Origin of the sequence: Gordonia terrae (assembly GCF_001698225.1) — a bacterium.
GTDB classification, from domain to species: Bacteria; Actinomycetota; Actinomycetes; order Mycobacteriales; family Mycobacteriaceae; genus Gordonia; species Gordonia terrae.
The window spans coordinates 3,039,675-3,063,211 of record NZ_CP016594.1 but is presented as its reverse complement, the minus strand read 5'-3'; the positions used below and the strand labels follow the sequence as shown (position 1 = coordinate 3,063,211).

Below are 23,537 nucleotides of genomic sequence, written 5' to 3'. Positions count from 1 at the left end.
GCCCTTCGTGGCTCGTCGCTTGCGCTCCTCGCACCTCAGGGACCAGAGGTACTCGGTTCTTCCGGAGTAGCACTGCCGAGTGGTTGAGCCCTCACCTGCCGGTTGAGCATGTCGAAACCCCTGGTCCCGTCACCAGCGGGAGGTCGAGTGTCGTGCGAAGTCCCGGGGGGCCGTCGACGACCGCGGGGATGGCGTTCACGATCCGGCCCGCGGCGGCGACGATGGCGGCGTGGTTGTGGTCGCCTTTCCGGCTCGTCGGGCAGATGTCGACGGTGTACGACGGTTCACCGGTGATCTCGACCCGATAGCACCCACCCGGCTGGGCGGGTTGGGCCCAGTCCGGCCGGAGGTCGCCCCGGAGCCGCGTCACGTGCTCGATGACGATCACCGGTTCGCCGGCCACCTTGCCGATGATCTCGAAACGGACGGCAGCCCGGGTGCCCGCGGCGATATGACCGGCCGCGATGTCGAAATCTTCGGGGGCGGGCTCGCTTTCGGAGACCTCCTCGATGTCGTCGACGACGACGCCGAGACCGGCGGCCAATTGCCGGATCGTCGTCCCCCACGCGAGTCCGAGCACACCCGGCAGGAACAGCATCGGCGTCTCGTCGATCGGTTTGCCGAAGCCCATGACGTCGAACATCACCGTGGCCCCGTCATACGTGGCGTAGTCCGCGATCTCCATGCAGCGCACCTGCTCGACCCGCTGGCAGGTGCCCGCGAAGACGAGCGGGATGAGGTCATTGGCGAAGCCGGGGTCGACGCCGGTCACGAACAGGCCGGCTCCGCTGGCGGCGGTGGTCTCCTCGATCTTGGCGATTGCCTTCGCGGGCATCACGTCCCAGGGGTACTGCAGGGTGTTGGGGGAGGACCCGACGACATGGACACCGGCGGCGAGGATGCGCACCACATCGTCGAATGCCTCGACGGGACGGGTGTCGCCCATGGCGCAGTAGACGACGCAGTCAGGTTTCGTGGCGATCGCCTCGTCGACGTCGCCCACCGCCAGGACTCCGGTGGGCGTATCGACTCCGGCCAGCGTCGCGGCGTCGACTCCGACCTTCTCCGGTGTGGACACGGACACCGCCGCGAGTTCGAACCGCGGGTCCTCGATCAGCTGGGTGAGACACAACCGGCCGACGTTGCCGGTTCCGACGAGAGCTACCCGGATGGTCATGGCGTGGGACTCCTTGCATTCGGTTGTCGCCGGTAGGCGCGGTGTACACCTGTCCGGACGTTTGTCTGTTCAGTAGACCATTTCTCGGTGGAACCTGTTCTATTTTCGTTCCGGTCGCGGTAGCGTTGCCGCCCATGGGACGCGTAGACGACAAGGTTGCAGTGATCACCGGCGGTTCACGGGGCATGGGTGCCGAGCATGCCCGCGCCCTCGTTGCCGAGGGCGCGAAGGTGGTGATCGGCGACATCCTCGACGACGAGGGCAAGACCCTGGCCGCCGAACTCGGGGATGCGGCACGTTACGTCCACCTCGACGTCACCTCGCCCGAGGACTGGCAGACGGTGGTCTCGACCGCGGTCGACGAGTTCGGGAAGCTCAACGTCCTGGTGAACAACGCGGGCATCGTGAACGGGTCGACGATCCAGAAGTTCCGGCTCGACAAGTGGAAGCAGATCCTGGACGTGAACCTGACGGGCACGTTCCTCGGCATCCAGGCGGTCGCCGACCTGATGATCGACGCGGGCGGGGGGTCGATCATCAACGTGTCCTCGGTGGAGGGCCTGCGCGGAAGTCCCTGGGCGCACGGTTACGTCGCGAGCAAGTGGGGTGTCCGCGGTCTGGCGAAATCGGTTGCGCTGGAACTCGCCCCGCACAACGTGCGGGTCAACTCGATCCACCCGGGTCTCATCCGCACCCCGATGACCGAGGGGATTCCCGATGACATGGTGACCGTCCCCATGGGCCGGGCCGCGGAGTCACGCGAGGTGTCGACTTTCGTGGTGTTCCTGGCGAGCGATGAGTCGTCGTATGCGACCGGTGCCGAGTTCGTGATGGACGGCGGCCTCAGCGCCGACGTGCCGCACAAGTGAAGGCCCACACCAGGACGACCATCCCGATCAGTTCGACGAGCGTCTGCGTGATGACCGTCGCCGCGGCGAGTTCCGCGCCGACCGGCACGGCCAATGCCAGTGGGAGGACGACGAGCGAGTTCCGCGTGGCACCGGAGAAGACGACCGCGGTCGCCGGTTCCGGCGCCAGTCGGAACAGGCGCGCCACCGCGAATCCGATCGCCACCATGATGACCAGGAATGCGGCGTAGACCGGGATGACGCCGGCGATGTCGGCGAACCGCGAACCGACCAGGGGTACCTGAGAACTCACGGCGACGAACAGCACGGCCACCATCAGAGGAACCATGGATGCGTCGGCCCCGGCCGACATCCGGCGGCCGGTTGCAGACCGGTTCGCCCACGCCTGGGTGGTCCACGCCAAGGCCAACGGGCACACGATGAGGATCAGGAACGCCCACAGGAAGGGTTCCGGCTCGATCACCGATCGCCCGTCGCCGAGCAGCACCAGCAGGTAGAGCGGTGTCAACAGCATCTGGGCGAGGAGCAGCAGCGGCGTGGCCGCGAGGAGCCGGCGGGCGTCGCCGCCGCCGAGACCGGCGAACACGACGACGTAGTCGACACACGGGCACAAGAGGACCAGCAGGGCGCCGAGCCGAATCGCATCGTCGGCGGGTAGTCCGAGGGACAGCACGGCGACCACGAGTGGGGCGACGACGAAGTTCACCAGCAGCACGGCGAGCATGAACCTGCGGTCGCGCCACGAAGCGAGCAGGTCGGACAGGCGGATCTGCAAGAAGGTGACGTAGAGCAGAGCGGCGAGCAGCGGCGTGATCGCCGCCTCGAGACCTTCGGCCGCGCTCGGTGCGAGCAGTCCGGCACCCAGTCCGGCGAAGATGGCGGCGAGATACAGCGCGACCTGATGGCGTTCGAGACGATCGACGACGGTCGCAGGATCGGGCACCGCATCATTCTGCGACACCGCACACTCGTTCATCGACACCGCGGTGGCGCGGTACGGCAGACTCGACGGGTGACCACCCCGTCCCGGCGTACCGACGCCGCGCTCCTGGTCGTCGTGGTCGCGCTCCTCGCCGCGGTGAACGTCGGTGCGCATGTCGCGGACGGCGTGTTGTCGGTGGCGATCGTCCCGGCTGCAGCCGTCGTGGCCGTGGTCATCGCCCGCCTGGCCGGCCTCGGCTGGCGCGACCTCGGCCTGAGCCGCGCCGAACTACGTGCCGGCATCCCGGTGGCCGTTGCTGCGGTCCTGGTGGTCGCCGCCGTGGTCTCGACGGCGGTGGCCATCCCGGCGACGCGCGAGTTCTTCCTGTCCGACCGATACGACGACACCTCCGAGGCACTCCTCGCGGCGTTCGTCATCATTCCGCTGCAGACCGTTCTGCCCGAAGAAGTCCTGTTCCGCGGTGTGCTGCAGGGTGTTCTGGGCCGGTTGTTCGCCCCGTTGACGACGCTGGTCGTCGGCGCGGTCGCGTTCGGGCTGTGGCACATCCTCTCCTCGACGGGCCTCACCGCGGGCAACGAGGGCCTGAGCGGCGTCCTCGGCTCCGGGATGCCTGCGCAGATCGCCGGGATCGCGGGTGCCGTCGTGGCGACCGGGGCCGCGGGTTTCGTACTCGGCTGGCTGCGCCAGCGCACCACGAGTCTCCTCGCGCCGATCGCGCTGCACTGGGCCTTGAACGCGACCGGGGCCATCGGCGCCGCGGTGGCGTGGCAGGTGTCGTAGACCGGCAAGCCTCCGCTCCGCCTTCCGACAGAACCTCAAAGCCCAGAGGCCGCCTCACTCCCGTTCTGCACGATCAGGCGGTTCCGAAGATGCGGTCGCCCGCATCACCGAGTCCTGGACGGATGAAGCCGTTGTCGTCGAGTTCCCGATCGACCGCGGCCGTGTAGATGGGCACGTCGGGGTGCGCGCGGTGGAGCACCCCGATGCCCTCCGGGCAGGCGAGCAGACAGACGAACTTGATGGACTTCGGACCGTACTCCTTGATGCGGTCGATCGCGGCGACCGCTGAATGGCCGGTCGCCAGAAGCGGATCGACGATCACGACGTCACGTTCGGACAGCTCCGACGGCATCTTGAAGTAGTACTCGACGACCACCATGGTCTTGGGATCACGGTAGAGGCCGATGTGTCCGACTCGCGCGCCGGGAACCACGGTCAGCATGCCGTCGGCGATGCCCGCACCGGCACGAAGCACCGCGGCGAACACCAGCTTCTTGCCGTCGATGACCCGCGCGGTGGTGGTCTCGAGCGGTGTGTCGATGGTGATCTCGTGCATCGGGATGTCGCGTAAGACGTCGTAGGCCATGAGGATGGAGATCTCGTCGAGGAGGCGACGGAAGTCGTTGGTCGACGTCTCCTTACGACGCATCAGCGTCAGCTTGTGTTGCACGAGCGGATGGTCGATGACGGCGACGCTGCTCATGGAAACCTCTCGGTCGTCGGTAGATGAGGTGTGCGGATCCGGCCGTGTGCCGATGCTGCGCTCAGAACACGGTGCCGGTGCTTCGAATCGACAACGGCGGCAGTCCGTGTCGAAGCCGGCCCGCCAAAATTCGGCCGGCCGACCAGGTTCCGCCCTCGAGCACGCAGGCGAGGGGCATGGTGGTCGTATCCGCGCCGAAACGCGCGCGCACGCGGTCGGCGACCTCGTCGATGAGCGCGACGGTGAGCGCGCGCCATTCGACGACGAGTTCGTCGCCGACCTCCCACTCGTGGTCCGCCCAGCTCGCGTCGCGGAGCTCGAGCACACCGGAGTCGAGCAGCAGGCCACCGTTGCGGTACTCGGGGAGACCGGTCAGCTCGTCGAGTCCGGTCACCTGGACACCGGACCACCGAAACGGCTCGAGCAGTGAATAGGTCAGCCACTGCGACAGTTTGTGGAACGGCACCCAGCCGGCGGTGAGGCCCGGACCGACGACCGCGTCGTGGTGCCAGCAGTCGCCCAGTGGATGGGCGTCGATCGCGTTGTCCGACGGCCAGATCGCGCCGAGGTGGTCGAGGACCGCGTTCAGGACGTCCACCGCGGACACCTCTGCGCGCCCACCGCGGGTGAGGTGATCGAACAGGCGGCCGGGTCGTGCGTCCGGACCGAATATCTCGGGCCGGCCGGCCAGGACCTCGCCCAGGCGACGCAGGAGGTCGGCCCGTCCGGACAGTCCGGTGAGGGAGTTGTCGGGACCCACCTGGAAGGCGGCGCCGAGAGCATCGGCGCTGATCCGGTTCAGGCCCGCGGCATCGACCCGTAGCGGATCCGCCGGGTCGCTCGAGAACAGTCCGTCACAGAACGCCGCCCAGCTCGCGACCCCGAGTCCTTCCGAACGCGTCAGGACGAGCCCGGTCGACTGTTCGCGAAACGACCACTCGGGTCCGGCCCCGGCATCCAGCAGAACACTGACGAGCACGACGTCGATGAGGGCCCGGGTCCGCTCGGCCGAACCGGCCGTCGGCAAAGCGGCGTCGAGAGCGCCGAGACGGTCGACGCCACCGGCCTCGAAGTGTCGCCACCGGCTGTGAAAAGGTATGTCCCCGTCGGGATACCGGGATGCGGTCGTCTCCGCGACGAGGTCGGCCACCGCGTCCAGTTTCACGTCGTGGACCACGAACCACGGGGAGTCACCGGCCCGCGCCCGTTCGAGGAGTTGTCGCGACCGGCTCCGGACGGTGGCGGTCGACCGCAGCAACCGGGCCGCCTGCGACGCCGACAACTCCACCTGTGGCGCACCGGTCATCACAACCCCCGACCCTTGACCTGGCGCAACTGCTCGGCGTCGGGGACCGGTCCGGGGGTGAAGTAGCCGGCGGCCATCTTCGCGTCGATCTCGACCCGGGCGTCCGCGGGGACCAGTTCGTCGGGGATGTTGACGCGCTCGCCGACCTCGATGCCCGAGCCGGTGATGGCGTCGTACTTCATGTTCGACATCGACACCAGGTGATGGATTCTGGTGATGCCGAACCAGTGCAGGACGTCGGGCATGAGCTCCTGGAACCGCATGTCCTGCACGCCCGCAACGCATTCGGTGCGTGCGAAGTACTGGTCTGCGGTGTCACCACCGAGCTGCCGTTTACGTGCGTTGTAGACGAGGAACTTGGTGACCTCGCCGAGTGCACGCCCCTCCTTGCGGGAGTAGGCGACCAGGCCGACGCCACCGCGCTGGGTGCCGCGGATGCACTCCTCGATCGCGTGCGTCAGATATGGACGGCACGTACAGATGTCCGAGCCGAAGACGTCGGAGCCGTTGCATTCGTCGTGCACCCGTGCGGTCAGTTCCACCGAGGGATCGGCGAGGTCGCGGGCGTCGCCGAAGATGTAGACCGTCTGTCCGCCGATCGGTGGCAGGAAGACCTCCAGGTCCGAGCGCGTGACGAGTTCGGGGTACATGCCCCCGGTCTCCTCGAACAACACCCGACGCAGCTCGGCTTCGGAGCAACCGAAACGATCGGCCACCCCGGGGAGGTGCCACACCGGTTCCACCGCCGCTTTGGTGACCAGGGCGGCGCCGTTGGGCAGCAGGACCTCGCCGTCGGGGACGAGACGGCCCTTCTCGATGGCCTCGGCGATCTCGGGGAGGATGACGTGGGCCTTGGTCACCGCGATGGTCGGCCGGATGTCGTACCCACGGCGGATCTCGTCGGGGAAACTCTCTGCGACCGTTGCTCCCCAGGGATCCAGCGAGACGATGGCGCGCGGGTCACCCCATTGCGGATACGGCCCGATGTGGTCGGTGGGTGAGGTGTTGGTGAGATCGGCCCGGTGTTCTCGTGCGAGGGCGCCGGCGGCGACGGCCAGTGCGCGATAGACGCTGTAGGAGCCGCTGTGGGTGCCGATGACGTTGCGATGCGCTCGCGTGCCCGTCGTCCCGATGACGGGACCGCGTTCGGCCGCGGTGCCGGCCCCCCAGCGGATGGGCGGCGCGTCGATCCCGCCGCTGTGTGAGGTCAGTCGGATGTGGCCCAGGGACCTGTGCTCGCCGGACATCGTCGTCGTCCTCACCTTCTGTCGAGACGGTCACCCGCCACTTCAGGGAAAGCGCCAGCATAGTTCCGGATGCTCGTGTCCGCCGGGTGATGCCGAATGGCGATGCCGAACGCCGCGGCGGCGGCACCCACCGAGGGTGCAGCCGCCGCGTCCCGGACGTCTCGACCAGATGTGCCGGCTTCCGTCAGACGTCGAACCGGTCGAGGTTCATCACCTTGTCCCAGGCCGCGACGAAGTCGTTCACGAACTTCTCGGCAGCATCGTCGGTTGCGTAGACCTCGGCGAGGGCACGCAACTGGGAGTTCGACGAGAACGCCAGATCGGCGCGGGTGCCGGTCCAGATCTGCTCACCGGTGGCGCGATCGCGACCGATGTACACGTTCTCCTGATCCGACGCCGACCAGGCCGTCGACATGTCCAGCAGGTTGACGAAGAAGTCGTTCGTCAGGACGCCGGGGCGATCGGTCAGGACACCGGCGGTCGACCCGCCGAAGTTGTTGCCCAGCAGGCGGAGTCCACCCACCAGCACGGTCATCTCGGGAGCGCTGAGGGTCAGCAGCGCCGCCTTGTCGACGAGGGCGAACTCGGCCGGGAGGACGCCGGCCTTGCCGACGTAGTTGCGGAACCCATCGGCCTTCGGTTCGAGGTGCGCCAGGGAATCGACGTCCGTTTCCTCCTGCGAGGCGTCGGTACGCCCCGGTGTGAACGGCACGGTGATGTCGATGCCGGCGTCTCGCGCGGCCTTCTCCACGGCCGCCGCGCCGCCGAGGACCACCAGGTCGGCGAAGGAGATCGTCGCCCCGGACTCCCCGGTGAACGAGTCCCGGATGCCCTCGAGCGTGCGGACCACGGGTGCCAGCTCGTCGGGTTCGTTGACCTCCCACGAGGACTGCGGCTGCAAGCGGATGCGGCCGCCGTTGGCACCACCGCGCTTGTCGCTACCGCGAAAACTCGACGCCGCCGCCCAGGCGGTCTTGACGAGTTGCGCGACAGTCAATCCCGACTCCAGCAGCGTCGCCTTCAGGTTCGCGACGTCGGTCGCGGACACGACCGGTCCCTCATGCGCCGGGACATTGTCCTGCCAGAGGTAGGTCTCGGCCGGGACCAGCGGACCGCGATAGCGGACGGCGGGCCCCATGTCGCGGTGCAGCAGTTTGAACCAGGCCTTGGCGAATTCGTCGGCCAGTTCCTCGGGACGGTCCAACCAGCGGCGGGTGATCCGCTCGAAACCCGGGTCGTACCGCATCGCCAGGTCGGTGGTCAGCATCGACGGGTGGGTGGTGTCCTCGCCGAACGCCTTCGGGACGGTGCCCGCCCCGGCCCCGTCCTTCGGACGCCACTGGTTGGCACCGGCCGGGCTCTTGTAGAGCTCCCACTCGTAACCGTAGAGGGTCTCGAGAAAGGCGTTGTCCCAGGTGGTGGGGGTGGGATTCCAGATCACCTCGAGGCCACTGGTGATCGCGTCGGCGCCCTTGCCCATCCCGTGTGAGCTGGTCCACCCGAGGCCGGCGTCCGCGACGTCTGCTGCCTCGGGCTCGGGACCCACCAGTCCGGCGTCACCGGCGCCGTGGGTCTTGCCGAAGGTGTGGCCGCCGACGATCAGGGCGGCGGTCTCGACATCGTTCATCGCCATGCGCGCGAACGTCTCCCGGATGTCCACCGCAGACGCGAGAATGTCCGGATTGCCGTTCGGCCCTTCCGGATTGACGTAGATGAGACCCATCTGCACCGCGGCAAGCGGATTCTCGAGGTCACGGTTGCCCGAGTACCGCTGGTCGGCGAGCCACTCGAGTTCGGGTCCCCAGTAGACCTCGTCGGGCTCCCACTCGTCCACGCGCCCGAAGGCAAAGCCGGCGGTGGTGAATCCCATCGACTCCAGAGCGACGTTCCCGGCGAACACCAGCAGGTCGGCCCAGGACAACGCCGTGCCGTACTTCTTCTTGATCGGCCACAGCAGGCGGCGCGCCTTGTCCAGGTTGGCGTTGTCCGGCCAGCTGTTGAGCGGGGCGAATCGCTGCATGCCGGCACCGGCGCCGCCGCGGCCGTCCTCCACCCGGTAGGTGCCCGCGGCGTGCCAGGACATGCGGACGAACAGGCCGCCGTAGTGGCCGAAGTCGGCGGGCCACCAGTCCTGGGAATCGGTCATGAGTGCGATCAGATCGGCGCGCAGCGCTCCGACGTCGAGGGTTTCCAGGGCCGAGTCGTAGTCGAAGTCGGCGTCCATCGGATTCGCGACATCCGGATTGTGCTGCAACACCTTGAGATTCAACTGGTTCGGCCACCAGTCCCGGTTGCCGCCGCCCTGGGTGGGCGGCTTGAGCCGACCGTGCGCGACCGGGCATGTGCCCCCGCCGGCGGGCTCGGTGTTCGCCTCGGCGATCGGGGGATGCTCCCGGGCTTCCGGGGGAGGCGGAGCGGAGACGGACGAGGGGTCGTGCGGTGCCATCTGGGTTTCCTTTCGGGCACGATGAGAACTGCGATCGCCGGGGCGGTGATCACAGACCGGGAGCGGAGTGTGTTGTCGGGTTATCGGCCGGGGCCGGGGGTGCAGTCGGGGCAGTAGCCCCAGTAGATGACCTCGGCTTCGTCGATGACGAAACCCCGGTCGTCGGACGGGGTCAGGCACGGGGCTTCGCCGGTTGCGCAGTCGACGTCGCCGATGAATCCGCATGTACGGCATATCACGTGGTGATGGTTGTCCCCGACGCGTGACTCATATCGAGACGCGTGGCCCGATGGTTGGATACGCCGGATCAGCCCGGCTGAGGTCAGCACGCCCAGAACGTCGTACACCGTCTGTTGCGAGACCTCGGGCAGCCGTTCGCGAGCGGCACGGAGTACCTCGTCGGTGTCGGCATGGGGGTGGGCACGTACGGACTGCATCACCACGATGCGTGGACGGGTGACCCGCAAACCGGCCGCCCGGAGATGCCGGGCGCAGTCGTCGTCGGTGAGCATGGCGTTCATCGTGCCCATTTTTCTGGAATCATTCAAGTTTATGGCGGAAGTGAGGTGCCGATCACGCACGCTCGGCGTCGTAAGATCGGGCCATGCCGACTGCGACGCCGACTCGTGCGCGGGTGACCCGGTGAGCCGATTCGACGAGGTCGTCGACGAGCTCTACGGTCTCGCGCCCGACGCGTTCGTGAAGCGCCGGAACGAACTCGCTCGCGAGGCCAAGGCGGACGGTGATCGTGAACTAGCCGGGCGGATCGACAAGCTCCGTCGACCGACGCAAGCGGCTTGGGCCATCAATCAATGGGTGCGCGCGCATCCCGACGACAGTGCGCTCATCGCCGAGTTGGCGTCGGAACTGACCGTGGCACAGCGTCGCTCGGCGGTCGACAAGATGCGCGCGTTGTCCCGACGCCGCCAGGAACTGATCAACTCGTCGGTGACCGCGGTTGCGAGGGCCGCGGCCGACCGTCGGGTGCGGCTGGCAGACAGCGCCATTCGCGAGGTCACGCAGACATTGCGCGCCGCAGTGGCCGACCACGACGTGCTCGAGCAGGTGTTGCGGGGCAACCTCACCGCATCCGCCGAGTACAGCGGCTTCGGACCCGCCGGGGTGTTCGTGGTTCCGGAGCCGTCGCCGGAACCCGATCGGAGCGAGGCCGAGACGCGCGACGCGTCAAGTGCTGCCGACGATTCGGAACCCTCGTCGTCCGATGACACCGACCGCGAATCCGACCGCGAACGTCGGGAGCTCGAAGCCCGGTTGACCGACGCGGAGGCGGGCGAGCGGGCAGCGCGATCTCACCTCGAGGATGCGTCGGACACGGTGGACGGCGTGTCGTCGGAGGTCGACGAGATCGTCGGCCGAGCCCAGGAACTGCGGGCGGAGCTGGCGCGGTGCGAGGAATCGTTGCGCTTTGCGCGGCAACGTCTCTCGACCGCCGAGCAGGGGCGGTCCGAGGCGCGGATCGCTCTCCGTGAGGCGGTCGCGGCCACCAACGAGATCCGCGCGGCGCTCGCCGAGCTCTGAGGTCGCCGCGGTGCCCCCGCGTCGCCGTCGCCGTAGGTCAGCGCGTCAGATGGAAGCGCAGCAACTCGGTGCTGCCGTTGAGCGCGCGACCCCAGTACCTGCCCCGGCCGTCGGCCCGGAGTTCGTCGCGCACGAATCCGACGGTGGTCCCCGAATAGTCCACGACGATGACGGGCGCGCCGTCCTGCACCGAGCGGCCGCGGTAGACCGCACCGGGGAAGGCCCAGCCGACCGCGGTGTTGTTGACGACACGCGAGCCGGTGAAGTTCTTGCCGAACCACACGGTGTCGGCGATGGGTGCGCTGGTGACGTTGCCGCGGTAGTACCCGCTCGGCATCGGTGGGGCGGCCAGTGCTGTCCCGGGGGCGACAAGGGTGAGTACTCCGGCGATCGCAACCGCGGCCGCCGGTGCGGCGCAGTGCCTGTATCGAGAGTCGAGTGTGGTGCTCATCTGTCCAGTGAACGCCCGTGCCATCTCGATGACCTGGCATCGGCCATGCCGATGCGAAATCGAAAGCGACGGTCAGTGGCCGAGGAGGCGGAGCGAGTCGTCGCGTCGGAGCACGAAGAAGTACGGCTTCGGCGAACCCTTCAGGTCCATGGCGCCCAAGACGGCGTCGTCGGAGATCCGGTGGAAGACGTCGTTGATCGGCAACTGGTCATACGACATCGTCGCGGTGTCGGTGCCGCGGTACCGGGTGGTGCGCAACCGGGCGCGTGACCGCCGGGTCTGGCTCAGCAGACGGGTTGCCGCGATCGGAGTCGCGAAGGACATCGAAGTGACCCCCGGTGCCTTCTCGGCGACGCCGAGTCCGCCGAAGGCGATCGCGGGGTTCATCGCCCACAGCGCCGAACCGTCGCGGGTCGGGAAGAGCAGGGGGTGCACGGTCTCGGCATCCACGAACTGTTTTCCCCACCAGCCGCTTGCGGCCAGGAACCCGTCCAGTGGGTGATCGGTCGGGAGCTCGGCACCGCGCCAGGTGCCGATCATGAAGTCGGGTTCGACCGCGGGGGAGGAGTCGAACAGGTCGAGTGCCTCGGCGGTCGTGGTCGGTGTGGTGGGCAGGATCTCGCGCACATGCATGTCGACGATCGTACGTGCAAAGACACAGGATCTGAAGAATGTCGCAACGATGGCCCGGCTGGGCGATCGCGGCGAGACGCCCGACGTCCCGGAATAGCCGTTCCGCTCGCCGGGTTGCCGCAGGCATGACCCACTCCACGTATGACCCCCGTGATCTCCTCGCCGAAGGTGGTCTCGGTGTCCTCGCCACGATCAAGGCATCGGGACTTCCGCAGCTGTCCCCGGTGACCGCTTTCTACGACCGCGACGCCGAGACCATCTATGTCTCGATGACCGAGGGCCGGGCCAAGACCGCGAATCTCAGGCGCGATCCGCGCGCGGCCCTGGAGATCACCGGGCCCGACCGCTACACCTGGGCGACCGCGGAGGGCACCGTCACGCTGATCGGCCCGGGCACCGAACCGGACGGACCCGAGGTCGAGGCGCTCGTGGACTATTACCGCAAGGCCGCAGGCGAACACCCGGACTGGGACGAATACCGCAGCGTGATGGTCGCCGACCGTCGCGTTCTCATGGTCATGTCGGTGGACCGGGTGTACGGCGAACGTCTTCGCTGAGGTGGCGGCGCCGGAGTCGACGAGATTGCGATGACGAATTAGGACACGGGCTGTCCTCGCGATGACGCAGAGTGGTTCCCATGGCGACAGACTTTCAGGTGACGTTCGATTGTGGTGACCCGGCTTCGTTGTCGGGGTTCTGGGCCGAGGTGCTCGGCTACCGGCTCCAGGACCCACCGCCCGGCTTCGACAGCTGGGATGCCGCGCTCGAGGCCTTCGGTGTCCCGCCGGAACGCCGGAACGACGCGTCGGGCGTGATCGATCCCGACGGACGCGGGCCCCGGTTGTTCTTCCAGCGCGTCCCCGAGGGGAAGGCGGCGAAAAACCGGGTACACCTCGATGTTCGTGCGGCGCCCGGTCTGCGCGGCGATGATCGGATGGCCGCCTTGGAAGCCGAGGCAGACCGGCTCGTCGCGTTGGGCGCGACCAGGGTCGAACGGCACGACCCCGCACCACCGCTCGGCGAGGGGCACATCGTTCTGCAGGACCCCGAGGGCAACGAGTTCTGCCTGGACTAGGGTTCTCGACGCGACCGAGCGCGCTATGTCCGCTCTGTCGCCACGGAATCCGGTGTCAGGGAGATGTTTCCGGCCCTGCCCAGCGTCCCGTCGAGGTCTGGTTGTTCGAAGGTGACCTCGGCGGAACGCCCCTCCACCGAGAGCGTGGCAATGGTGTTGCCGAACAGTGGGCCGAGAGTGTTGCGCCAGGCGACCGGTAGGTCGGGCGATCCGCCGCGACGGGCCCACCGACGCACAACGGAGGCGAGCCGAGTGGACCACCCCACCCGGAACACCACCTTGATATAGGGCGGGATCGCGTTGTGCACCGGCGAACACACCAACTGGTGCACGTCCGCACTGGTCGCATCCGAAAACGCGGCACGCGCCGCATAGCTGTGGTGGACATCGCCGGACAGCACGCTGATCGTCGCCGGTCCCGGGTCGCGGCTCGCGACCCGGCGGATCATCTCGCTGAGCCGGACGAAGGAGTCGAAGAACGCCGGCCAGTGCTCGAGGTCGGCCCCCTGCCGGATCTTCTCGGCCAGTCGTCCTCGACGCCCCGACTGCCGGGCGCCGATCTCGTTGAGGGTCTCCGCATCACCGATGACCGGCGGCAGCAACCACGGCAGCGACGAACCGAGCACGAGGTGGTCGAGCCGTTCGAGATCATCCTCGACCTGGTTCTCGACCCACTCGAATTCGACGTCGCTCAACATCTTCCGCGTTCCGCCGGAGAGGATGCGCCCGTTGCGGGAGTCGATCATGATCAGCCGGGTGTTGCCCAGATCCCAGCGGAAACTGAACCGGATGCCCTTCGTCCCGTCGGTCTCGCGATCGGCGCGATCCGCAACGTCGACGAGGTGGGGCCAACAGTCGCCGTCGATGTCGCGGACGCGGTGGTAGTCCTCGGACTCGCGGAGTTCGGCCGGGGAGAGGTTGCCGAGATGCTGATACACCCAGTACGAGGCCAGGCCCGCACGAATCCGGTCCTGCCACCAGGGCTTCTCACTCATCTGTCGACGCCAGGTGTCGGAGGTGTTCCAATCGTCGCGGATGTCGTGATCGTCGAAGATCATGGCCGTCGCCACGGTCGAGAGGATCCACCGGATCTCGGGGTCTCCCCAGGTGTGTCGATACAGGCCTTCGTACTCCTCGAAGTCGACGACCTCGTCCGCCGGTCCGGCGGTCGACGTCCGACTCGATTCGAGCGACTCCTTCACCTGCGGGGTCAGCTCGTCGGCGTACACCTGGTCGCCGAGCAGGATGAGCGTGTCCGGCCATTCTTCGACGGGGAGATGGCGCATGCGGATGGCATAGCAGTCCAGCGCGTCGAGTCCGAGTTTCTCGTCGAGCTTCGGATCCTCGGCCCGGGGGTACCGGCAGGATCCGAACACGAAGCGGTGCCGGTCGGCGGTCTCGGGGCCACGGGTCCGGATGACGCTGGGCGGGAACTCCGTGTCGGGGAGCGGCCACTCGAGGGCACCGTTGACGCGGACCTGGTACTCGGTGGTGGTGTCGGGTACCAGGCCGGTGACCTCGACCAACGCGTAATGGTGACCGGATACCTCGAAGGTCCGGGTGCCGCACCCGAGGACCTCCACCTCGCCCGGTTCGTCGGTCTGCACCCAGACCAGCGCGGAGGTCTCGTCGACGTGCCGGAGGATCGGACCCAGAACCAAAGCCATTCGATCAGAGTAGGCCGTCGCGTCGGCTCGTGCGGCCACGTCGATCGGCGCGATGACTTCGCCCGGGTCGACGAGTCTGTACTCCTGGTGCGTCTGCCTGCAGGGATGCAAGCTGACGCCGGCAGGGCAGGTGTATGGCGAATCGAAGGAGGACCAAATGGTGATCGTCGCCGGCTGTCTTCGGGTCGACCCGGGCGGGCGCGCGGACTACCTCGCAGGATGCGAGGGCGTCGTCGCAGCGGCCCGCCGGGCACCGGGATGTCGAGACTTCGCGATCAGCGCGGACTCGACGGACCCGGGCCGGATCAACATCTTCGAGCGGTGGGACTCGCAGTCGGCTGTCGAGGCCTTCCGGGGTTCCGGGGTCGGCGACGACCAGGCGCGGGCCATCCTCTCGGCGACGGTGGCCGAGTACGACGTCGCGGACATGCGGGTCCTGGCGGGCGCGCCGGACTGACGTCCGGGCCCGTCGCGGTCGCCGTCGTAGGCTGTGCACGCGCCACACGAGGGAGGGGTCATAACCAGGAGCACCGACATCGAGCCGACGCTCGCCGAGGTTCTCGGCGAGCTGCGAGCACTCGACGAGCCGAGAATCCGGACGGTCAACGAGCGGCACGGTGATGATCACGGCGTCAACCTCACCAAGCTGAGGGCGATGGCGAAGCGGCTGCGGACGCAGCCCGAACTCTCGTCGGCGCTCTGGGCGACGGGGGACACCGCGGCGCGGCTGCTCGCGCTGCTGATCTGCCGACCGAAGGCCTTCGGCGCCGCGGAGCTCGACGCGATGGTCCGCGAGGCCGACCGGCCGAAGGTGCACGATTGGTTCGTCAACTACGTCGCCAAGAAGAGCGCGCATGCCGAGGAATTGCGGACGTCCTGGATGAACGACCCCGCCGCCGGTGTCGCGGCGGCGGGTTGGGCTCTGACTTCCGACCGGGTGGTCAAGCGTCCGGACGATCTCGACCTCGCCGCCCTGCTCGACATCATCGAGGCCGAGATGGCGACGGCCCCGCCTCGTGTGCAATGGGCGATGAACACGTGCTTGGCGACCATCGGTATCGAGCGTCCCGAGTGTCGTTCCCGTGCCATCGACATCGGGAAACGGCTGCGGGTGCTGGAGGACTACCCGACCTCGCCGGGTTGTACCTCACCGTATGCGCCGGTGTGGATCGCCGAGATCGTTCGACGCCGAGAGGGCTGACCCGCGCACTCGTCACCCGAAATTGTTCTCGTACTCCGCGTAGGGGACCTGGCCGGTGGGACTCGCCTCGATCGCCGCGGCCACGACAGGTGGAATCGGCGTCCAGTAGGCCGGCATCGCGGCGGCCAGGGATGGTTTCACGACGTAGAGCAGGGCGAAGTTGACGATCCACAGCGGTGGTGCCATCGACATACCGACCGTCGTCGTCACCGAGTCCTTGGTGTTGCGAACCAGTTGCGCTGCCCCCGAGGTCTGTTGCGCGACGAACCCGAACGGCACCTCGACGGTGTATGCCGAGCGATAGAGTGCGACCAGGGTGTCGGTGGCGCCGTTGGCGCGCAACCAGGTGCCGACGTAACCGCCGGGCGCGAGGAGTGAATTGACCTGTCGGGTCGGGGCGCTCGCGTTTGCCGGACTCTGCAGCAGACCTTGTCGGGTCACATAGAGGCCGTAACTGCCGAGAACCGACCCACCGAACATCGGACGTCCCGCGGAGTTGGTGAGAATCTGCAGGCACGCATCGATGATCTGGGCCGCATCGCGCCTGCCTCCGATTCCACTGCCGGTCGTCAATTCACGGAATTGCTCCGCCGACAGCGCATCTCGAGAGGACAAGCCGATGCCGGCGGCGATGCGCTCGGTTCGTTCCGCGCCCAGTGGCTCGTTGATCAGCTCCGTGACTGTCGACTTCGGCGGTGCCAGGCCGGCGAAAGCGGGGGCGCCGGCAAAGGGGATCGCGAAACCGGTTGTGCTCGTGCCCGGTTGGGCATCGGCGCGGGGAAGCAGTGGCGAGATGAGCCCGACGACGGCGATCAGGGCCACCACCGTGTACGGCGGCCACGGCCGGGGCATGAGTCGTCGCCACCGTGGTTCGGGTCCGTTCCCTGCCATACGCATGCCCCTGCCGATCGAGTGACGAACACGCACTCTTCAGTGAAGACCCTGGTCAACGGGGTGTCAAGGGATCTGGGCGGGGTGGCCTGGTGTGCGGTCACCCGTCGTGACCGTCTGATCCGGACGCGCCCGGATGCGATTGTCTGGCAGTCCTGTCCCGGCGCTCGACCGCGCCGGCGATGTCCTCGATCAGGTCTCGAATCATGCTGCCGTACGGTCCTTCTGGTAGTTCGGCCGCGGTGCGGAGTGCCTCGTCGAGATGTCGGCGTGCCGCCTCGAATGACCCCAGCCGTCGATGATCGTCGGCGAGATTGAGATGTAGTGAGGGAAGTAAACCCGCCACGGAGAGATCGGCGTGGTGAGACCGCACCCGCTCATCGGTCAGTGCAAGGGCGGCGTCGAGCGCACGTACATCCCACGCGAGCGAGTCCGCCGGGTCGCTGTACAGGTCAGCGAGATGATGCGCGAGAGTGCATCGATGGAGCGCGTCACCGTCGACGCCGATGGACACACCGACCGCGGGGAAGAGGGTCGAGACCTCGAACCACATCTCGACCGGCGGCCCGTGGATGTCGGCGGGCAGGGTGGTGACCCCCACCGACGCTCCGTCGCTCAACACCAGTGCTGTCGACGTGAAGTCCAGGTGTACTCGCTCGTCGACGCAGCCCTCCAAATACTGCAGCACAACGGATGTGGCGACGCTCGCGCGCGTGGTCACCGGTGGCAGTGCGTCGACCATGGGGTGGTGAGAGGGGAAGGGGTCGTCGAGCAAGCGGCACCACAGATCGTCCCGACCGGTGAGTCGGAACCGTACCGCGCGGGTCCCGGCCTCGATTCCGACAGCGCCACCTCGGGCCAGGTCGGACAGACCATCGCGGAGGGTCCCCGGCACACAGCGTTCCCGACGACCGGGTGTCACTCGGTTCGCCAGTCGGCAGTGACCGCGAGGAGATTCGGTAGCGATCGGTCGACGTGAGGGTCACCGCCCCGTCCTCGAAGCGGAACTCGACGGCGTCGAGGACAGGGTGCTCGGCATCGCGTGCCGTGGCGGTGAGCACCTGGCCGATCGCGGCTGCGAGTACGGGCCCGCGCACGGACGTGAGCAGCGTCGTTGCTTCTGCGGCGATGGCCGTCGTGATGGCCGCGGCCTCGCGCCGGGTCCGGGCGGCGTCCGTCATGACCGTTCGCACATGGTCGTCGATGAGTTCGCGCGCGGCGGTCGGCTCGGCGTCGAGGACCGTGCGGATGTCGGCGAGGGACATCCCGATCTCGCGGAGTCGGCGGAGTGTGATGGCCCGGGTTTCCTGCGCCGTGCTGTACAGCCGGTATCCCGTCGACGCGTCGATGCTGGCCGGGGTGAGCACCGCCGAGTCGGCGTAGAACCGCAACGCGGAGGCGGTCAGCCCGGTGCGTTGCGCAAACGCGCCGATCGGGACGAGCTCGCCGTGCTCGGTGTCGGAAGAAGGCATATCGGAGATCATCCGGCTTCGACCTACCTGAAGGTCAAGTGTCGACTGATGTCCGAACCCCGCTGATGTCCGAACTCCGGTGTCGGGTCAGATGAGACCCAGTGCAAGCATCGCGTCGGCGACCTGGGTGAAGGCCGCGATGTTGGCTCCGGCCGCATAATTGCCGGGCGCCCCGTACTCGTCCGCCGTGTGGAGGCAGTGATCGTGGATCGACGTCATGATCTCCGACAGCCGCTCCTCGGTGTGGCTGAACGTCCACGAATCTCGGGAGGCGTTCTGCTGCATCTCGAGTGCGCTCGTGGCCACCCCGCCCGCATTCGCGGCCTTCCCCGGCGCGAAGCTGACGCCCGCCTCGGAGAAGATGCGCACCGCCTCGGGGGTGCTGGGCATGTTCGCGCCCTCGGCCACGATGCGGCAACCGTTCTTCGCCAGTTCGGCGGCGTCGACCCCGTTCAGCTCGTTCTGTGTCGCGCAGGGGATGGCGATGTCGGTGGGCACGTTCCACAACGAGCCGGATGCGATGTGGCGGGCAGTATCGGAGCGGGCGTCGGCATAGTCCGAGATACGTCCGCGTCGAACGTTTTTGATGTCCTTGAGCAGATCCAGGTCGATCCCGGCCTCGTCGACGACGTAACCCCCGGAGTCCGAGCAGGCGATCACACGGCCACCGAGCTGCTGCACCTTCTCGATGGCGTAGATCGCGACATTGCCCGAGCCGGAGACGACCACGGTCTTGCCGTCGAGGTCGTCACCGGCTGCGGCGAGCATGTCGCGGACGAAGAACACGACGCCGTACCCGGTCGCCTCGGTACGCACCTGCGACCCACCCCACGCCAGCCCTTTGCCGGTGAGGACGCCGGATTCGTAGCGGTTGGTGATGCGCTTGTATTGGCCGAACAGATAACCGATTTCGCGGCCGCCCACGCCGGTGTCGCCGGCGGGTACGTCGGTGTACTCGCCGATGTGGCGGTAGAGCTCGGTCATGAAGGACTGGCAGAAGCGCATCACCTCGCCGTCGGAGCGTCCCTTGGGATCGAAGTCGGCGCCACCCTTGCCGCCGCCGATCGGGAGTCCGGTCAGGGCGTTCTTGAAGATCTGTTCGAATCCGAGGAACTTGACCACGCCCAGGTAGACGCTCGGGTGGAAGCGCAACCCGCCCTTGTACGGGCCGAGAGCGGAGTTGAACTCCACCCGGAACCCGCGGTTGATCTGTACCTGACCCTGGTCGTCGACCCACGGCACCCGGAAGATGATCTGGCGCTCGGGCTCGGTCAGTCTCTTGATGATCCCGGCGTCCGCGTAGTGGGGGTGTTTCGCCAAGACCGGACCCAGACTGTCGAAGACCTCCCGGACGGCCTGATGGAATTCGGCCTCCCCGGGGTTTCGCGCAACAACCTGCGCGTACAGATCGCTGATCTTCTCGTCGAGCACGGCCACGATGGCGACCACTTCCTTCTCCGATACGTGTGGGACGGCGACGTACCCGGATGGGCACGTCGCCACCCGCACCCTATCGAGTGACAGGAATTCGACCGCAGACCGGTCCGACAGACGGTGACAACGGGCGTGTCTGCGGTGACCTGATCGGGGTGAGGTGGTCGGGGGCCGCTCGTTCCCGACACGCAGTCAGGTCGCACCGTGGTGCGCCATCACGAAGGCGCGAGAACAGGTCGTCGCACCTCGAGCGACGGATGGCGGGTCACGATCTCACGCCTGGACCTCGGATCGGCACCGGTGGTGAGTGTCAGAATCCACGGCACGGACTCGGTGTCGTCGGACACCCACGGATCCACTTCGAGGTGGCTCAGGATGTCGCGTGACAGACTCTCGAGTCTCGCGACGGTCAACCGTCCGGACGAGTCCGCGAAACCGAAGCACACATCCCGCCCCTCCGGCACTCCGAACACGTCCACGTCGTTCTCACGGTGCCATTGGCGTCGCAGGAACAACGAGTCCGACCCTTCGACAACAATTGAACACCTCGCGGGGTGGGGAAAGGCGTCCCGAGCGCGAATCGACGCTCGATCCACGAATTCCTTCACCCGACCGGGGGAACCGCACACGCGTATCCGACACTCCATCACAACCGCTTTCACGGCCACGCTTCCTTTCGCTGTTTCCGGCCATCTGCGACCGGTGCCATGGACTCTAGCCCAGAAAAAAATAAAAGCCAGTCCGGCGTTTGTCGCGAACCTGTCGGCTACGAAAAATGATGTGCAACAACGAATTAGAGCGGATTAGATCGTAGGAATGTGGGTGGGCTGGACTTCTCTGGTTTCTGGGCTATGGTCACGGAGGTGAGCGGGACCGACCCGTTTGTAGAAGACAACCCATCGAGGAAAAGTGGCAGAAAAGAATTCGAGTTCGAAAAAGCGTCGACAAGAACTCAAGGAACGCCGGGAGCGAAAGCGGGCACGCGACGATGTCTCGTTGATTCGGAAGAGAAAAAGCGCGCGTTGACGATGACTCGTGTCAGCCCGCGCTGTTCAGCGCCCGGGCGATCGTGGGCCAGGCTCGATGCAGATCCTGATTCCAGTAACCCCACGAGTGGAGACCGGCACGGAAGTCGTAGGTGATGTCGACCCCGGCACGGTCCGCGCGACGCTTGAAGCTCTCGGTGCATCGGGCGACGATGCCTTCGAGGACGCCGCCGACGGGTGACGCCAGCCCGGCCAGTCCGAGTGCCGGGTCGGGCAGGCCGTTGCCGACCGCGACGTATACGGGCTTACCCCGCAGCGCGGACACATGATCGGCGGGATTGTGGGCATCCCAGGTGTCGTGATTGAGCGGTCCCCACATGTTCTCCGGGTTCCCACCTCTCGTGCTGACCGATGTGGCGGTCGCCTGCCGGAACTCCGGCGAACCCTGATCGAGACACCCGCTGAAGGCGACGACGCCCCGGTAGAGATCCGGATTGCGCACGGCGATGGACATCGCACCCAGCGCCCCCATCGACAGCCCGCCGATCACGTTCCGCCCGTTGCCTCGGAAGCGTTGGTCGACCAGTGGAGGGAGTTCCTCGGTCAGGAAGGTCTCCCACATGTTCCGGCCCAGGACGGGGTCGAGTCGGCGCCAGTCGGTGTAGTACGAACCCGTACCCCCGATGGGCAGGACCACGTTGACCTTCTTGTCGGCGACGAAGCGCGCGAGGTCGGTCTGGAACGTCCACCCACTCTGCGTGTAGTTGGTGTAGACCCCACCATCGATCCCGTCGAGCAGGTAAACGGTGGGCCGGGGCCCGGTCCGGTCGCGGGGGACGAGCACACTCACCCGAACAGGCCGCTTCATGGCCGCGGAGTACACGGTCATCGTCGTCCGCGTCGCGGTCTCCGGGGACACCGCGAGAATCCGCGCCGTGTCGGCGAGCCTCGGTGGAGTCGCCCCCGCCGGTTGCCCCGTCGACAGGCTCGCGACGACCGCGATCAGAAATGCACAACCGAGCCCTACGGCCCGCTGCCAGCGTGACACTCTTCGTTCCCCCTCGGGCACTGCCCGTCACGAGCCGGCGACCCACCCCCAGGTCGACGTCCGGCGTTCATCGTGTGTCGGTCGATCACCGGCCCGAACACGGACCGCGGACCCATTAGAACAGGTCGGCGGCGCTTGTGTGCCCGGAGCGCGCCGACGGCCGGGTTTTGGTCCATGCGATCCGGGTACCCGAACGATTCCGGGCTGTCGACAGTCGGGATTCACAACGACAGAGGAAGGTAGGTGCTCTGTGAGCACATATGTCACCGCGAATCCGACCACCGGTGTCACCGACCGGGAGTTCTCCGGGCTCGAGGACGCCGAGGTGGCCACGGTTGCCGAACGATCCCTGGCCGCGTATCAGGACTGGCGTTCGACCGAAGTGTCCGAACGTGCCGCGGTGCTCGCGCGGGCTGCTGATCTGTACGAGAAGCGGGCCGGCGAGCTCGCGTCCGTGATCACGACCGAGATGGGAAAGCCCGCCAAGGAGGCGGCCGGGGAGGTGCAGCTCGCCGCCGACATCTATCGCTGGTACGCCGAGCACGGGCCCGATCTCCTCGAAACCGAGGCGCTCGATCCGCAGGGTGCGGAGTCGTCGATCGTGCAGGTCGCTCCGATCGGTCCGCTCGTCGGCGTCATGCCGTGGAACTACCCGTACTATCAGGTCGCGCGATTCGCCGCGCCGAACCTGTTGGCGGGCAACACCGTCATCCTCAAGCACGCGTCGATCTGCGCGGCCTCGTCGGCCCTGATGGCCGAGATCCTGCACGACGCGGGCGTGCCTGGAGACGCGTACATCAACGTGTACGCGAGCAGTGATCAGATCGCAGACCTACTCGCGCACAATGCGATACGCGGTGTGTCGCTCACCGGAAGCGAGAAAGCCGGTGCAGCCGTGGCCAAGGTGGCAGCAGCGAACCTGAAGAAGTCCGTGCTCGAGCTCGGGGGATCCGACCCGTTCATCCTCCTCGATTCCGCCGACATGGAACGCACGACGAAGATCGCGGCCCGGGCGCGATTGTCGAACGCCGGGCAGGCCTGCAACTCACCGAAGCGCTTCATCGTGCTCGATGACCTGTACGACGACTTCGTCGACGGGGTTGTGAAACAGTTCGAGTCGACCGCCGTCGGTGATCCGGCAGACGAGTCCACTCAGATGGGACCGCTGTCGTCGCTCTCGGCACGCGACACCGTCGCCGAGCAGGTCGACACGGCCGTGAATCAGGGTGCGACGTTGCGGACGGGTGGCAAGCCGGTGCAGCGCGACGGCGCGTTCTTCGAACCCACCGTTTTGACGGACATCACCCCGGAGATGGACGCATACTCCGAGGAGATCTTCGGTCCCGTCGCGATGATCTACAAGGTCGCCTCCGCGGAGGACGCCGTGGCGCTCGCCAACGACGTCGAGTTCGGCCTGAGCGGGTCGGTGTGGAGCGACGACATCGACAGCGCCGAGAAGGTCGCCGACCGGCTCGAGGTCGGGATGGCCTACGTCAACGAGCACGGCACCACGTTGCCGGGCCTCCCGTTCGGCGGGGTCAAGCGATCCGGTTACGGTCGTGAACTCGGGCGCTGGGGTATGGGCGAGTTCGTCAACACCAAGCTGCGTCGGACAGCCTCGGCATAGACCGAGCCACGCCGGCGATCATCGGTGGGGACGCCACCAAGC

23 protein-coding genes and 1 pseudogene are annotated in these 23,537 nt (G+C 67.2%); 8 read left to right on the top strand and 16 right to left on the bottom strand.

The window, feature by feature from the left end; genetic code table 11:
- Nucleotides 1–91 precede the first annotated feature (91 nt).
- Nucleotides 92–1,177: an NAD(P)H-dependent amine dehydrogenase family protein gene (locus tag BCM27_RS13845; RefSeq protein WP_004018702.1), complete on the bottom strand. Its 1,086-nt coding sequence runs from the start codon at nucleotides 1,175–1,177 to the stop codon at nucleotides 92–94.
- A 134-nt stretch (nucleotides 1,178–1,311) separates the two neighbouring features.
- On the opposite strand from BCM27_RS13845, the gene BCM27_RS13840 reads away from it, so the two are divergent.
- On the top strand, nucleotides 1,312–2,046 hold the full coding sequence (locus BCM27_RS13840) for a glucose 1-dehydrogenase (RefSeq protein WP_004018701.1): 735 nt from the start codon (nucleotides 1,312–1,314) through the stop codon (nucleotides 2,044–2,046).
- Here the strand turns inward: BCM27_RS13840 and BCM27_RS13835 are convergent.
- Nucleotides 2,021–3,022 carry an arsenic resistance protein gene (locus BCM27_RS13835; RefSeq protein ID WP_172622059.1) on the bottom strand — a complete coding sequence of 334 codons (1,002 nt, stop codon included), beginning with the start codon at nucleotides 3,020–3,022 and terminating at the stop codon, nucleotides 2,021–2,023. The two genes, BCM27_RS13840 and BCM27_RS13835, sit on opposite strands and share 26 nt — an antisense overlap.
- Before the next feature lie 36 nt (nucleotides 3,023–3,058).
- On the opposite strand from BCM27_RS13835, the gene BCM27_RS13830 reads away from it, so the two are divergent.
- Entirely contained in the window at nucleotides 3,059–3,769 is a 711-nt protein-coding gene (locus tag BCM27_RS13830) for a CPBP family intramembrane glutamic endopeptidase (RefSeq protein ID WP_004018699.1), read from the top strand.
- A 73-nt stretch (nucleotides 3,770–3,842) separates the two neighbouring features.
- On the opposite strand, the gene upp is transcribed toward BCM27_RS13830, so the two are convergent.
- The 5 genes from upp to BCM27_RS13805 form a co-directional block, all read right to left on the bottom strand.
- Complete coding sequence (gene upp, locus BCM27_RS13825) at nucleotides 3,843–4,472, bottom strand: uracil phosphoribosyltransferase (protein ID WP_004018698.1); 630 nt, start codon at nucleotides 4,470–4,472, stop codon at nucleotides 3,843–3,845.
- A gap of 61 nt (nucleotides 4,473–4,533) precedes the next feature.
- Nucleotides 4,534–5,778, bottom strand: a complete 1,245-nt coding sequence (locus tag BCM27_RS13820; RefSeq protein WP_004018697.1) for a URC4/urg3 family protein — start codon at nucleotides 5,776–5,778, stop codon at nucleotides 4,534–4,536.
- Complete coding sequence (locus BCM27_RS13815; protein ID WP_004018696.1) at nucleotides 5,778–7,025, bottom strand: GTP cyclohydrolase II; 1,248 nt, start codon at nucleotides 7,023–7,025, stop codon at nucleotides 5,778–5,780. The genes BCM27_RS13820 and BCM27_RS13815 overlap by 1 nt, the downstream gene beginning before the upstream one ends.
- Nucleotides 7,026–7,209: 184 nt before the next feature.
- Nucleotides 7,210–9,471 (bottom strand): catalase/peroxidase HPI, encoded by a 2,262-nt coding sequence (gene katG / locus BCM27_RS13810; RefSeq protein WP_004018695.1) that lies wholly within the window; start codon nucleotides 9,469–9,471, stop codon nucleotides 7,210–7,212.
- Nucleotides 9,472–9,551: 80 nt separating this feature from the next.
- Nucleotides 9,552–9,983, bottom strand: coding sequence for a Fur family transcriptional regulator (locus tag BCM27_RS13805; RefSeq protein WP_033204941.1), 432 nt, complete (start codon nucleotides 9,981–9,983; stop codon nucleotides 9,552–9,554).
- Between the two features lie 130 nt (nucleotides 9,984–10,113).
- On the opposite strand from BCM27_RS13805, the gene BCM27_RS13800 reads away from it, so the two are divergent.
- The gene (locus tag BCM27_RS13800) at nucleotides 10,114–11,010 is read left to right on the top strand and encodes a hypothetical protein (protein WP_004018692.1); all 897 of its coding nucleotides are present in this window, start codon (nucleotides 10,114–10,116) and stop codon (nucleotides 11,008–11,010) included.
- A 37-nt stretch (nucleotides 11,011–11,047) separates the two neighbouring features.
- Here BCM27_RS13800 and BCM27_RS13795 read toward each other — a convergent pair whose 3' ends face one another.
- Nucleotides 11,048–11,461 carry a hypothetical protein gene (locus tag BCM27_RS13795; RefSeq protein ID WP_033204939.1) on the bottom strand — a complete coding sequence of 138 codons (414 nt, stop codon included), beginning with the start codon at nucleotides 11,459–11,461 and terminating at the stop codon, nucleotides 11,048–11,050.
- A gap of 72 nt (nucleotides 11,462–11,533) precedes the next feature.
- Nucleotides 11,534–12,094 (bottom strand): DUF4334 domain-containing protein, encoded by a 561-nt coding sequence (locus BCM27_RS13790; protein ID WP_004018690.1) that lies wholly within the window; start codon nucleotides 12,092–12,094, stop codon nucleotides 11,534–11,536.
- A gap of 125 nt (nucleotides 12,095–12,219) precedes the next feature.
- On the opposite strand from BCM27_RS13790, the gene BCM27_RS13785 reads away from it, so the two are divergent.
- Both BCM27_RS13785 and BCM27_RS13780 read left to right on the top strand, forming a co-directional pair.
- The gene (locus BCM27_RS13785; RefSeq protein WP_004018688.1) at nucleotides 12,220–12,651 is read left to right on the top strand and encodes a PPOX class F420-dependent oxidoreductase; all 432 of its coding nucleotides are present in this window, start codon (nucleotides 12,220–12,222) and stop codon (nucleotides 12,649–12,651) included.
- An 80-nt stretch (nucleotides 12,652–12,731) separates the two neighbouring features.
- Entirely contained in the window at nucleotides 12,732–13,169 is a 438-nt protein-coding gene (locus tag BCM27_RS13780; RefSeq protein ID WP_033204893.1) for a VOC family protein, read from the top strand.
- Between the two features lie 23 nt (nucleotides 13,170–13,192).
- On the opposite strand, the gene BCM27_RS13775 is transcribed toward BCM27_RS13780, so the two are convergent.
- Nucleotides 13,193–14,836 carry an alkaline phosphatase D family protein gene (locus BCM27_RS13775; RefSeq protein WP_004018686.1) on the bottom strand — a complete coding sequence of 548 codons (1,644 nt, stop codon included), beginning with the start codon at nucleotides 14,834–14,836 and terminating at the stop codon, nucleotides 13,193–13,195.
- Between the two features lie 157 nt (nucleotides 14,837–14,993).
- Here BCM27_RS13775 and BCM27_RS13770 point away from each other — a divergent pair, with 157 nt between their 5' ends.
- Complete coding sequence (locus BCM27_RS13770) at nucleotides 14,994–15,293, top strand: putative quinol monooxygenase (RefSeq protein WP_004018684.1); 300 nt, start codon at nucleotides 14,994–14,996, stop codon at nucleotides 15,291–15,293.
- 60 nt (nucleotides 15,294–15,353) lie between these two features.
- Entirely contained in the window at nucleotides 15,354–16,037 is a 684-nt protein-coding gene (locus BCM27_RS13765) for a DNA alkylation repair protein (protein ID WP_033204937.1), read from the top strand.
- 12 nt (nucleotides 16,038–16,049) lie between these two features.
- Here the strand turns inward: BCM27_RS13765 and BCM27_RS13760 are convergent, their stop codons facing one another.
- From BCM27_RS13760 to BCM27_RS13735, 6 genes and pseudogenes are all read right to left on the bottom strand, one after another.
- Nucleotides 16,050–16,889, bottom strand: a complete 840-nt coding sequence (locus BCM27_RS13760) for a hypothetical protein (RefSeq protein ID WP_004018682.1) — start codon at nucleotides 16,887–16,889, stop codon at nucleotides 16,050–16,052.
- A 139-nt stretch (nucleotides 16,890–17,028) separates the two neighbouring features.
- The gene (locus BCM27_RS26265; protein ID WP_004018680.1) at nucleotides 17,029–17,823 is read right to left on the bottom strand and encodes a tetratricopeptide repeat protein; all 795 of its coding nucleotides are present in this window, start codon (nucleotides 17,821–17,823) and stop codon (nucleotides 17,029–17,031) included.
- 34 nt (nucleotides 17,824–17,857) lie between these two features.
- Nucleotides 17,858–18,400: pseudogene (locus BCM27_RS26325) on the bottom strand (DNA polymerase III subunit beta family protein); the annotation flags it as partial.
- Between the two features lie 87 nt (nucleotides 18,401–18,487).
- Nucleotides 18,488–19,849, bottom strand: a complete 1,362-nt coding sequence (gene gdhA, locus BCM27_RS13745) for an NADP-specific glutamate dehydrogenase (protein ID WP_004018677.1) — start codon at nucleotides 19,847–19,849, stop codon at nucleotides 18,488–18,490.
- A 200-nt stretch (nucleotides 19,850–20,049) separates the two neighbouring features.
- Nucleotides 20,050–20,313, bottom strand: a complete 264-nt coding sequence (locus BCM27_RS13740; RefSeq protein ID WP_240492360.1) for a hypothetical protein — start codon at nucleotides 20,311–20,313, stop codon at nucleotides 20,050–20,052.
- Nucleotides 20,314–20,872: 559 nt separating this feature from the next.
- The gene (locus BCM27_RS13735) at nucleotides 20,873–21,868 is read right to left on the bottom strand and encodes an alpha/beta hydrolase (RefSeq protein ID WP_004018675.1); all 996 of its coding nucleotides are present in this window, start codon (nucleotides 21,866–21,868) and stop codon (nucleotides 20,873–20,875) included.
- 250 nt (nucleotides 21,869–22,118) lie between these two features.
- Here BCM27_RS13735 and BCM27_RS13730 point away from each other — a divergent pair, with 250 nt between their 5' ends.
- Nucleotides 22,119–23,495, top strand: coding sequence for an NAD-dependent succinate-semialdehyde dehydrogenase (locus BCM27_RS13730; protein ID WP_004018674.1), 1,377 nt, complete (start codon nucleotides 22,119–22,121; stop codon nucleotides 23,493–23,495).
- Nucleotides 23,496–23,537: the final 42 nt, after the last annotated feature.